We start from the raw sequence: 12,036 nt of genomic DNA, 5'->3' as shown, positions 1-12,036 counted from the left end.
GTTTTGGCTAAAGCCTATTTTCTATTTTGATTTATAAACGGGCCAAAGCCCGTTCCTATTGATTTTTATCCTTGTCAAGGTTTAAAACCTTGACAAGGATTTTTACATCGAATCTCTCGCAGCCCGACTTGAACGAAGCTCTTTTTGTGAGGAGGAACGACGAGCAAAAAAGCGGGAGTGGAAGGCGGATAAAGCTGCCCAAATAAATCTTCTCAGACAATTTCAATCGATTGCACTTCTCTAATTATTTCTTAGAAGTCTGCTTCAACAGCCACTTTACCCATTCTTCGGTTCCCTGATAATTGGTAAAATCTGCGGGTAATTTTTTGCCGTCGATGTACTCGTTGTAGCACCACGGGTCGCCCAATGCGAAAACCGTCCCTTCACCGAATTTTGCAATTGCTCCGATGTTTTTTCCTTCTGCCGTCAAAATGGCTTTGGCAGGGGAATTCACATCGATTGAACTCACTTCTTTCATATATAATTTTTGCTCTGAGAAAATCTCATTTCCGGATGGAACCATCACTTTTCCCTGCTCAAATTCTCTTTTCTGAACTCGATTATAACTGTCATCATTGAAATGAATTCCAAATTCGCCAGCTAATTTATTGAAATGCTCGAACTCAGAATTGCCATTATCATTGCTCATTAACACTAAAACGCCACCTTTTTTCACCCAATCTGTCAGGTTTTTGATACTTGTTGGGTCAATCAGATTTGCCTTTCCGCCGTAGGCTTCCTTGTCAGTATCTGCATCGACGATGATATAAATATTGGCGTTTTTCAAATCTTTTTTGGTCGGAGCAGTCGTCAAAGTACTGATTTCTGCACCTTGCTTTTTGAAGATTTCTCCTAAAAGAGAAAACCCGCCGTTGCTGGTGTCGTTCCACGTGTAGTGCCACGATTCGAGAACTTTGGTTTCCTTATTTTCCTTTTTTTCGTTGTTGAAAAAGTTGTCTAAAACGACTTTTGGCTTCTGTTGAGCATTAGAAATACTGAACGTGATCAATGTTCCTAATGCGAATATTTTTACAATATTTTTTGTCATATTTTTATTTTGAATAATGAATTGGAATTAACTGAATTTCCCCGTCCAAACCTGAAGGTTGCACTTTCCAGTTGGATGCGTCAAAAGTTTTATAGTTAATATTCACAAAATTAATTTCGTGGTAATTTCGCCATTGGATTTTATTTTGATCCATATAACGAATTCTGTTCGCCATCAAGTTGCAGACTTCGATTTGGATCGTATTTTTTCCTTTCCTTAAATATTTTCCGATGTTGATTTCAAACGGAATGCTCCAGACAATTCCTGCGTCCTGACCATTGACAATCACTTTTGCACTTTCGTAAAGTTTATCAAATTTTAAAAGATAATCGTCTGCGTTTTTCTTTTTTAAATGTAAAGTAGTTGTGTAGACTCCTGTTCCTGAAAAACTCTGCGTTGAAGCATCTTCTGTGAAGTTCGTCCAAGGTTCCAGTTTCTTCAAACTTTTCGCTTTTGGAAGTTCGGGACCGCCTTCTTTGAAATTCAGTTGCCAAGGTTGATTTAAACCAATCGGCGCATCAGTTTTCTCAGCGTAATACCAATTGGGAATCGAGGTATAAATATCTTCGGTATTTTTTATTATTAATGATTCTCCTGATTTTAATTGAACCCTCACTGTATTATTCTGAGTCTCGGCAAGACCGTAATCTCCATTTTCAGGATTCATTAAAACGACTTGTTTCCCAGCAAAATTCAATGGAATATTTTGATTAATTTCCTTCGAAGTGTGATTAACAATGTAATAATATTTCCCGCCGTCAAACTGTCTTCTCAAAAATTTCAATCCTGTGTCAGTCAGTTTTTCTCTTTCAATTTTTAAGTATTCTAAAGCTTTCGCAACATCAGAACTTAAAACGATTTTACCTTTTCCGAAACTCGCCATTTTCACATTTCCGGCTTGGTTTTGAAACGGAATTTGATTCCATAAAGATTTCAGCTGCGTTCTTCTTTTCTCAACTTCAAAGTTTCCTGGAATATCTTTCGGTTCGTTCTGAAAAATGATTGAAGCACCATTTTGAGCTAAATTCAATATATTTTTTAAAGTCGATTCGGGCAAATAAGTGAGTTCAGGAATAATTAAAACCTGATACTCAGAACCATCTTTCGAAACCTGAATTTTATGATTTCCCGACTTTGATTCGCCAATCATTTTGTCCGAAATCAAATCGAGAGAATAGCCCATTTTATTGAGCTTATTCATATTTTCATACATTGGAGTTGGCTGCAACCATTTTTCAACATTATGAACTTTGAACGTCACATCCTTCCCTTTCGGACTTGCCCATTGGTCGTAAATCGGCCAGTACATCAGCAATTCGTTATCCGATTTTCCACTTTGCAAAACAGATTGCGTCCTTTCGATATAAGAATTTAATCCTTTCAAATGAGGCCATAAACTGTTTTCAGGAACGAAATTCACCGACGCATAAAACAGCCAACCCGGAAAAGGAACTTCAGCCGGCGTGTAGGTCGTTCCGTGATAAAAAACGTGATTGATGCCTGATAAAAAAACCTGTTCAACTTCTGGTTTTGCCTGTGACCAGGAAGTTTTGAAATGTTCGGTAAGCCAGGTAAAAGTTTCGTTTGAAGTTAATTTTTTTCCGGTCACATTTGCTGCCGAAGAGGCAAATTTCAACATATTAAAATCCGGTATATCTGATTTTTGAATATCCGCAGTATCTCTCTTCAAACCCGGAATTTCAAAAATCGAACTTCCGAAAGTTTCAGATTCTGGAATGTCCACTGCTGCGTACAAATCAAGTAAATTCCCCGGCGAACCGTGTGCCTGATTGGTATTTTTTGAGTTTTTGGAATGCGCCCAGTTGGTGAAATCTTTGGTGAAATTATTTAAAATCAATTCATTCAAAGTTTCTCTGTAATCCGATTTTACTCTTCCTGCAATTTCGCTTTGCTCATCACTAACCAAATATTTGATATATGGGCTTAAGTCATATCCTCTCCTTTTCTTAAATTCACTTAAAAAATCAGGTGTCCAGTCTGCGTTGTAAACCTCATAACTGTCATTAAAAAAAGAACGGATTCCGTAATTGGAATTTCCAAAAGCTTTATCGAAAGTTTTCAGATAATCTTTGGTTGCGTCTGGCGAAAAGTGGTCTAAAGTATAGCCTTCGCCACCCGGAGCAGCACGTTTTACTTTTTGCAAAGTTTTTCCCATGAAAACTGCGTAAATTGTCCATTTTTCTGTGGTTGGTTTCCAGTTTAAAGAGCCATCAGCATTTACTTTCTCAGTTAAAACTACTGCTTCCTTTTTTTCATTATAAGCTGTGACAATATCGAGTTTTATTGTTTTTAAATTCTTCTGTTTTTCGTCTTTCAGAATAATTTTATCTGCAAATCTTTCGCCTGATAAAATTGTGTAGGTCTGAACAATCATTTTTGTTGCAGCATCCTGTTCGTTCACTTGCGGTCCACCGATTGGCCAGCCTGTTCCCACCGACATATCGACACCCATATTTAGGCTTTTCGCTTTGTTGGTTGTGAACTGCAACATTTTCATCCATTCCGGAGAAAGGTAAGTGAGGTATTGTTTTTCAAAACCTTTTGCACCGTAAATAGGAACGATTTCTACGCCCCCGAAACCTGCTTTATTTAAAGTTGTCAGTTGTTTATCTAAACCTTTTTCGTCAACTGCATTTCCCATCCACCACCACCGTGTCCAGGGTTTTGCAGTTTCGGTGGTTTTTGGCCAAGGGTTTTGTGCGGAGAGATTTCCGAAAGCAAAACAGATTAAACTTAATTTGACAATATCTTGAATTTTCATTTTCTTGTTTTATTAATTTCCGTCAGGCTTTAAAGATTCCATAAAAATGCTTTCCGGCCAATAGAATTTTTCAACAGCATCGGGTTTATTTGGATCAAAACCTTTGTAATTTTTTGAAACAAATTTACTTAAAGACAACCTTTGATCAACAATGGATTTTATGACACATTTTGCCAATTCGTAAGCTCCATAAGTGTTAAAGTGCGTATCATCCGCCAAAGCAGTCGGCTGATTGGGATAAGAATTTGCGGGATAATGCACGAATGCTTTCTTTGCCATTTCGGATCCCATCGCTTCGAACAAGGTTTTGCTCAACGTATTCAAATCAATTAAATACACATTTTCTTCCTTCGCAATTTCCCGCATCGCATCGGGAAAATCATCCAAAGTATTGACTATTTTATTGTTTTCATCAAAAACTCTGCGGTTCATTGAAGTAACCAAAACCGGAATTGCACCCAATTCTTTGGCTTTTGAAATCCATTCTTTCAAACGTTTTCTATAACCGGATTTAATGCTGTTTCCAGACTTTTGGTCATTGTGCCCAAACTGGATGAACAGATAATCTCCTTGCTTTATTTTATTCCAGATTTTATCAATTCGGTGTCGGTCTTCAAAGGCTTTTAAGGTTTCTCCGCTTTCTGCGTAGTTGGCAATTACGACTTCATTCGGAACGAAAAAATACGGCAACATTTGTCCCCACGACGCCCAAGGCTCGTACTGCGCATCAACAACTGTAGAGTCTCCCGTCAGATAAATGGTTTTAGCCGTTTTGTTGAGTTGAATAATCACCGAACAAACTTTCGGAGCTTTGTCATTGAATTCAATCGTCAACAGATTGTCCCAATGCAGGTATTTTTTTTCTCTCGGTTTTAATTTTACAATTCCGATTTGAGTTCCTTCCTGATTTCGGATGATGCTGTCTTTAACGTGAACTGTGATTTGTTTTTCAATGATTTCACCTTTTTTTGTTTTGATATCATTCAGTATCAGACGGCGGTTTTCTACACGAACGGTTGTTTCGGATGTTCCTTTTGAATCACCAAGATTTAATGTAATATTATAGTTACCTTCTGGAATTGCCACTGAAAAATAGAAAGGTTTGTCGCTGGTGATATAGTCTCCCGTCAAAGCATTTCCGCCGTTGTCAACAGATTTCAAACCGGAAATATCCATAAATCCGTAGCCGATTTTTTTATCAAATTTTGAAGTTGAAGTGATGGGAATAAATCCGTTTTCGGTTCTGTCTGCACCAAAATCAAACTTGAAACTCGTCTGTTGAGCAAACAAAAACGAACCAAAGAAAAGCGTCAAAAATTTTATCAAATTCTGCATTTTAATCTGTTAAAATATTTTCTTTCGGCATTGTAAACTGCTTATTTTCATCGCCTAAATCCGGAAGACCAAAATAGAAATATAGTGTTCTCTTAAACGTTCCGTTGAGATGATTTGGTTCACTTTCTGGTCCTAAAGTCGAAGTATTATTATTAATATTAAACGCTAAAACAGTTCCCAACGGCGGAATCGCATCTAAAAATGAGATATTTCCACTTGGCAATTTCGGGTAACCTTCCGAACCGTAAATTCCATAGAAATCGAAAAGTCTGACGAACATTTTTTCTTCTCTCGTTCCAATCGTAATTTTACCTTCTGCGGTATTCAGTTGCAGCCAAGAAACATCGTCATAATATCCTTTAAATTCTAGATAAATCCACGGTGAAAAACCAGTCCGGGTTGAGTTTCTCAGGTTTTGCCAAACGTTATAAGTTTGTCCCTGCGTTCGGTTTTTCCAAACGTGATACGGACCTTTGCCGAGCCATTTTGCGCTGATGATATAATTTTCAGGATAATCAAAACTTACGCCTGCAAACGGATAATCTCCGGAAAGCGAGTATTCATAGTTTAATTCTAAAATTCCGTTAGGATTTAATTTCCAAATAGCTTTTTTTCCGTCTTTGTATGAAATCTGAATGACTTGATTTTGTCCTTCTGCAAAAGATTTTATGGATGATAATTCCGTTTTTCCGTTCACGAAGATTGGTCCGTTTTTAAAGGTCATTTTCTTGCCTTTTTTGTCGACAATGATTGACTTTAACAATCCATCTTTTTTCCCGAATGAAAATTCTTTCTCGTCTGATTTTAGAATAAATAATGAATCATTTTCCACAACAGAAACCGGAAATTCTTTGATTAAAGATTTCGAAAACTGTTTTGAAATCTCATCATTAGATTTAATTTTCCAAGTCCAGGTGTAAATTTCTTTGCCGAAAGAATCGTTCGCAGTTAATAATAAACCTTCACTTTCTTTCCAGTTTGAAGGAAGATTTAGATTAATATTTCCCTTTTCCGTCGGCTTGATATTCGGAGATTCTGCTTTTCCTTTTTGAATTACATCAAATCCTGATTCTGATGAAAATGGCGTTTTGAATTTGACCAGTTTCCATTCAAATTGGCATTCATTTAAATTGGTAAAATGATAGCGATTTTCTACAGAAATTGTCTCATTAAAATCAGTCGGCAACATTTTCAAATCAATTTTTACCGGACTGTAAATTTCACGAATCGCATAAAAACTTCCCTCTTTCTCACGATGCGGACCCACCACTCCATCCGGAGCGTTAATCGCATTCACATCAATTTGATTATTAAAATCGGTTCGCACCAAACCTTCATCCGCAAACGCCCAAAGAAAACCGCCCGCTCCTTTTTTGAAATTCCAGTGAAGTTCCCAATAATCGGCCAGAGAAGTTCCGCCACCGCCATCATCCTGTGCGTGTAAAAACTCGGTAGGCATATAAATATTTTCTCCTTCAAGGATTTTTTTTGTGCTGTAATAATCTTCGTAATGATTGCAGTCGATTCCGTTGAAAGCGTTTCCAGGCTTATGATGAGCGTGAATGACAGGACGGTTTGACAAATCATATTTTGCATATTCTGCATCCAGATCAAAATTATGTCCGCCTTCGTTTCCGTTGCTCCAAAAAATGATGGAGGGATGATTCGAATCTCTTGTAACCATTTCTTTCACGAGCTTTTTGCCAACTTGTGTGCTGTATTTTTTTTGCCAACCAGCGAGTTCATCCAAAACATACAAACCTAAAGAATCGCAAATCTGAAGAAAGGATTTATTGGGCGGATAATGTGAACAGCGAACGGCATTCATATTCATTTCCTTGATGAGCTGAACATCCATCAAATCGATATTTTTGTTGACTGCTCTCCCAGTTTCCGGCCACCAAACGTGACGGTTGATGCCTTTCATTTTGATTTTGGTTCCGTTAATGTAGATTCCGTCGCCTTTTCTAATTTCTATGGTTCTGAAACCGAATTTTTCTTCCGTTTGGAAGATGTTTTTTCGGTTTTTATTTAAACTGAATTTCGCCTTGTATAAGTTAGGTGTTTCGGCCGTCCAGAGTTTTGGATTTTTAATGGAGAATTGAATTTGTTTTAAAGTATCTCCTTTTTGAATAGTAATCTGCGATTCACCAACCAGAACATTTTTAGCATCAAAAATTTCAACCTTTAAACTATTGACGGAATTGATTCCTTTTAAATGAATATTGGAGCGAAAAGTTCCATCAGCTTTTGCATCTATTGCAGTCCAAGAAATATTTTCTTTTGGAACGGCTTCGAGATAAACCGGTCTGAAAATTCCACCTAAAATCCAATAATCAGCTAGACGCTCTGCGTTGTTGACGGATTTATCAGCAGACATTTTGGAAACTTTGACTTCGAGAATATTTTCTTTTCCGAAATTTAATTTGTCTGAAATATCATATTTAAACTCATAAAAAGCACCCTGATGAATTGCTCCGGCAAGTTCTCCGTTGATTTTCACTTCGGTGTCGGTCATCGAACCTTCAAAAACGATGTTGACCGATTTTCCTTTCCACGAATTGGGAACTGAAAATTTGTGTTTGTACAAACCTACTTCATCATTAAACTTAAAATTTTTACCGTAAGTGACGTAATCTCGTCCGTAGTTATACGACCCAAATCCCTGCTGCTCCCATTGAGAAGGCACCTGAATTTTATCCCAACTTCCGGATTTCCGACCTCTACTTATCCAAAAATCCCATTCTTGCGTATGTTCAGAATCTGTTCCGCTCAGGAATTGTATTTCCTTAGACTGAGAATGCAGAAACTGTGAGCAAAAGCATAAAAGAACGAATATTTTGGTAAAACAACTCATTTTGCGGCAATATCAGAATCGTCTTTTTTGTCGTACGACTTATCTAAAGAAGCGACCTGAGTGACATTAATATTTTTTTGCTTTAAATTCTGAATGTTGTTTAAATTTTGCATTTCAGGCTTTAAAGCTTTTATCTTAAAATTTTCAAATGTGAAATCCTTTAAATCAAATAATTCTGATTTTTCGATGGAGAAAGCGGTTTCGCAGCTGATGTCGATATTTTTTAATGTAATGTTATTTGCCAAACCTTTTTTCGGTCTTTCTTCACCTTTCAAGTCAAAAAACTGGTTCCATCCTTTTACATACAGGAATGTTTTTACATTTCCGGTGATGTTTTCAACCGTAAGAAATTCGTAGTGTTGTGGCGTGTCGGGACGCATTTTAAGGTGTAACAATCTTGATGCATCTTTCACTTTAGAATTACGCAAAATTACATTGTAATTGTGAATCGATTCGCTGCCACAAGTCAACACACTATGGCAAAATCCGAAACTGTTGTCTTCGATGAGAATGTTTCTGTTTTCGCCGTTGTTCGTGTCTTTATCAGCTTTCGGACCTTTTCCGCCTTTTAAAGCAATCGCATCGTCATTGACTGACATATAACAATTTTTGATTAAGAAGTTTGTACACGCATCAATATCGACAGCATCTGTACTTGGTGCTTTTACAGGTTCTTTCGGAGCAAGAATGGTTAGATTTAATAATTTCACAAAATCACTTTTGTAGTAATGCGTACTCCAGAATGGAGAATTTTTAATCGTAATTCCTTCCACCTGAATGTTTTTTGAATTGGAAACATAGATAATTCTGGGTCTCATTTCGTCCATATTCGTGCATTTAGGATTCCACTCGCGTCTTTTCCAGAATGATTTCCAATATCTGAGTCCGTTTCCGTCCAAAGTTCCTTTTCCTGAGATCGTAAAGCCGTCCAATCTGTCTGCATTTATTAAAGCAGGAAAATATTTTATAGTCTGACCTTCCATTCTTGTAGTTACTACCGGAAAGTCGTTGATATCGTCACTGCCTTTTAATTTTGCTCCGCTTTCCAGATGCAAATGTGTTCCCTGCCTGAAGAAAACCGAACTGATGAGGAACGTTCCTTTCGGTACGATAATAACACCGCCTCCGTTTTTTGCCGCCAAATCTATAATGGCCTGAATTTGTTTCGTTTGAAGAATCGTGCTGTCGTTCTTCACTCCATTTTCAGTAAGGATATATTTTTTACCTAGTTTGCTGATGTCGGTCGGTTTATTTTCTTTGAACCATTTTGGGATTGTCGTACCATCAGGGAATTTGTCCTGACTTTTAACAACTGATGAAAAGAGAAAAACTATAAATAAAGGCAGTAGGAATTTTGACGTATTTTGAAATTTCATAATCTATTTATATTTCTGGATGATTTGATTTTATGAATGCTAAACAACAAACACAAAAACCACAATAACTTCCATTACCTGAATGAAAATTATTTTATCATTTCAATTTTTATAAAAGTATACATTTTTGGAATTTGTAGTATCCTGCTCTTTCGGGTGACTGCAGAGCATGATCGATGACTGATTTTTAGAAACTTATCAGAAAAATAAAAACCAATGAAATTCATTGGTTAATAATCCGGAGTAACACAGCTTATACTTAATTTAAGAAGATTGTGGAAATGCCTTTAACTGTTCATCATAATATACAATAGCATCATCGATCACAGAAGTTATTTTAAGGAAATTATTATATCTTTCACCAAGAACTTCTAATCCTGTAAACTCAGTAGAAATATTGCTTGAGAAGGTACTCGTCAAATTGATTGTTCTCAACACCTGGCTGATCTGGATAAGCGTATTAATTTTATGATCGATTGATAACTGTGGAGTCAAATGATTTCTTAAACTTTTAAGTTCATCCAACTGAGCTTTGGTTACCTTCTTTTTTTTCTTTTTCATTGAGTAAAATTACATATTTCCATCAGTTATTCTTTTAAATCTGTATTAAGTAATTGTTATGTAAGATATGATTTTGCTTATTTTGGTAATAACATTTTTTTCAACAATAATAATTTACTATTACAAATAAAAAAATTTGAAAGGAAATACAAGTCATTCTTTTTTACCAGTCTGAATTTCTACTTATCATATTTTTTTAAATTGATAAGAACAGATCAATTACCACATACAAAGCATATGTAAGTAAAAAAGGATCAAATAAACTTATACTTAGAGCAGAATTTAAATTTATTTCAAAATAATATTATCAAAAGTAAAGCGACATCTTTATTTGCTCAAACCCGCATCATAATTAATAAAAATGGCATTTTACAATAACAAATTATTAAATATAAAACATAATCACAAATTATTTACTTATTTGTCAAAATTTTATTCTATTTTTGAGTGTAACAAATGCAAGTATTCACATCTCAATGTATCAGATAACAAATCAACTTCGTAAAATAGGCTTCAGCATCAATTTAATAAGTGACATTATCAAACGCAATAACTATGAGCGACAGTTTAACACAAGAGAATATTTCTGCATCCTGCTAACCGCACAAGATCTGGATATGACTGTCTCAAACAGGACATACAAAATCAGTGGAGGAAATGCAGTTTTCATAGGCCCTCAAAAAGACATCGAAATCATTGATGCACTGGGCAAAGACATCTATGTGATTGCATTTTCAGCAAGCTTTTATGACAAATCTTCCAAAGACAGCCTCTTTTTGAATTCGCAGGTGTTTTTCAACTGTGATTCTGAGATTTTCATAGCACCGTATTTCGGTAACAACAAATACCATCAGATCATTCTCGTAGAACGCCTGATGAAATTCCAGAGCAAAGATGAAAGCCTTTATATTTCAGCTGCACACAACGCAATTGAAGGCCTCATACTCGATGCTTATCTCCATATAGAAAACCATTACATCGAAAAAGATGAACGAATGGAATATGTTTCTTACGTGAACAGATTTAGAATTCTGCTGCAGAGAGATTTTAAAACCGCTAAAAAAGTGTCTCATTATGCGGATGAGCTAAAAATTTCTGTACGCAGACTAACAGAGATGACAGAATACGTGTACGGCAAATCTGCCAAGCAACTCATTATTGAAAAAATAAAAATTGAATGTGAAAAAGCAATTAAATTTTCCAATTACACCATGTCTGAAATAGCTTTTGACCTGGGTTTCAACGATGAAGGTAATTTCAGCAACTTCGTGAAAAAACACACCGGAAAAAAACCGTCTGAAATGAGGGAAATACACACATAAATCCCTATATTTATTTCAACCAAATCATACATTTGTTATGTACGCCAAGTATATTGTGTTATTTTTCCTTTTAGGACTATCAACACTCTTACCTGCACAAGCAGCAGATCAGAACCGCATCAATATCAGAATTTTTCCTTCTCAGGTTCTATCGATTACAACTGCAAAAGATTCAAGACAATCCGGTCAAGACAAAGATCAATCAAGCCAAAAACATAATAACGAATTAAGAGCATCAAATTTATACGGATACCAGATTAAACTACTGAACGAAAGCCAGTCACAAACACATTCTCAGATACAGCAAGACACAAACACAAATACCTGCTCATCTGGCTCAAAACTTATTTACTCTAAAACATCTTCCGGAGTTGACCACAAAATTCCTTTACAACACCTTACCCAGTTCCAAAAAGAGATTATCGATAAATGCTCAATATCAGGAACCGACAGAAGTCTTGTTTATTTAATAATCACGCAATAAAAATTTAAAACAAAACAAATTTTTGATATGGAGCAAATAAGAATAATTTAACATAAAAATTATCAATACACCTACATAATATTAAACTAATAAAAATATTAATATTCATATAAGTAAAAAAATAAATTATATTTAATCATATAATATTATGTTTAAATTTCATTAAAAACAAAAAATAAGCACTTTCATTAATTATTTGTTAAATTTAACAAAAGATTAGTCATTTTTCACAATGTATATTTGTTTAGATCATCTTACTTTTGCATCCGAA

The 12,036-nt window shown here is 35.6% G+C and carries 8 protein-coding genes; 2 read left to right on the top strand and 6 right to left on the bottom strand.

Translation table 11 applies throughout. The features are described from left to right. Positions 1 to 244: 244 nt before the first annotated feature. The 6 genes from AC4FQ5_RS04850 to AC4FQ5_RS04825 form a co-directional block, all read right to left on the bottom strand. Positions 245 to 1,048 carry a DUF4350 domain-containing protein gene (locus AC4FQ5_RS04850; protein WP_491141372.1) on the bottom strand — a complete coding sequence of 268 codons (804 nt, stop codon included), beginning with the start codon at positions 1,046 to 1,048 and terminating at the stop codon, positions 245 to 247. Positions 1,049 to 1,052: 4 nt separating this feature from the next. Next, entirely contained in the window at positions 1,053 to 3,830 is a 2,778-nt protein-coding gene (locus tag AC4FQ5_RS04845) for a glycosyl hydrolase (RefSeq protein WP_491141371.1), read from the bottom strand. A 12-nt stretch (positions 3,831 to 3,842) separates the two neighbouring features. Beyond that, positions 3,843 to 5,165, bottom strand: a complete 1,323-nt coding sequence (locus AC4FQ5_RS04840) for a rhamnogalacturonan acetylesterase (protein ID WP_491141370.1) — start codon at positions 5,163 to 5,165, stop codon at positions 3,843 to 3,845. Position 5,166: 1 nt separating this feature from the next. Then, the gene (locus AC4FQ5_RS04835; RefSeq protein ID WP_491141369.1) at positions 5,167 to 8,022 is read right to left on the bottom strand and encodes a glycoside hydrolase family 2 protein; all 2,856 of its coding nucleotides are present in this window, start codon (positions 8,020 to 8,022) and stop codon (positions 5,167 to 5,169) included. Further along, the gene (locus AC4FQ5_RS04830; RefSeq protein ID WP_491141368.1) at positions 8,019 to 9,398 is read right to left on the bottom strand and encodes a rhamnogalacturonidase; all 1,380 of its coding nucleotides are present in this window, start codon (positions 9,396 to 9,398) and stop codon (positions 8,019 to 8,021) included. Before AC4FQ5_RS04830 ends, AC4FQ5_RS04835 begins: the two co-directional genes overlap by 4 nt. A gap of 264 nt (positions 9,399 to 9,662) precedes the next feature. Further along, positions 9,663 to 9,959 (bottom strand): hypothetical protein, encoded by a 297-nt coding sequence (locus AC4FQ5_RS04825; protein ID WP_491141367.1) that lies wholly within the window; start codon positions 9,957 to 9,959, stop codon positions 9,663 to 9,665. A 443-nt stretch (positions 9,960 to 10,402) separates the two neighbouring features. Here AC4FQ5_RS04825 and AC4FQ5_RS04820 point away from each other — a divergent pair, with 443 nt between their 5' ends. Both AC4FQ5_RS04820 and AC4FQ5_RS04815 read left to right on the top strand, forming a co-directional pair. Further along, positions 10,403 to 11,281: a helix-turn-helix domain-containing protein gene (locus tag AC4FQ5_RS04820; RefSeq protein WP_491141366.1), complete on the top strand. Its 879-nt coding sequence runs from the start codon at positions 10,403 to 10,405 to the stop codon at positions 11,279 to 11,281. Between the two features lie 37 nt (positions 11,282 to 11,318). Beyond that, on the top strand, positions 11,319 to 11,765 hold the full coding sequence (locus tag AC4FQ5_RS04815) for a hypothetical protein (protein WP_491141365.1): 447 nt from the start codon (positions 11,319 to 11,321) through the stop codon (positions 11,763 to 11,765). Positions 11,766 to 12,036 lie beyond the last annotated feature (271 nt).

The sequence above is a fragment of the Chryseobacterium sp. DT-167 genome (assembly GCF_058310155.1).
This window is presented reverse-complemented; position numbering and strand designations above follow the sequence as displayed.

What these genes read in the sequence shown, in the direction of transcription:
- AC4FQ5_RS04835 (WP_491141369.1), bottom strand. Translation starts at nt 8,022, where the DNA reads ATGAGTTGTTTTACCAAAATATTCGTTCTTTTATGCTTTTGCTCACAG.
- AC4FQ5_RS04840 (WP_491141370.1), bottom strand. Translation starts at nt 5,165, where the DNA reads ATGCAGAATTTGATAAAATTTTTGACGCTTTTCTTTGGTTCGTTTTTG.
- AC4FQ5_RS04825 (WP_491141367.1), bottom strand. Translation starts at nt 9,959, where the DNA reads ATGAAAAAGAAAAAAAAGAAGGTAACCAAAGCTCAGTTGGATGAACTT.
- AC4FQ5_RS04815 (WP_491141365.1), top strand. Translation starts at nt 11,319, where the DNA reads ATGTACGCCAAGTATATTGTGTTATTTTTCCTTTTAGGACTATCAACA.
- AC4FQ5_RS04850 (WP_491141372.1), bottom strand. Translation starts at nt 1,048, where the DNA reads ATGACAAAAAATATTGTAAAAATATTCGCATTAGGAACATTGATCACG.
- AC4FQ5_RS04830 (WP_491141368.1), bottom strand. Translation starts at nt 9,398, where the DNA reads ATGAAATTTCAAAATACGTCAAAATTCCTACTGCCTTTATTTATAGTT.
- AC4FQ5_RS04845 (WP_491141371.1), bottom strand. Translation starts at nt 3,830, where the DNA reads ATGAAAATTCAAGATATTGTCAAATTAAGTTTAATCTGTTTTGCTTTC.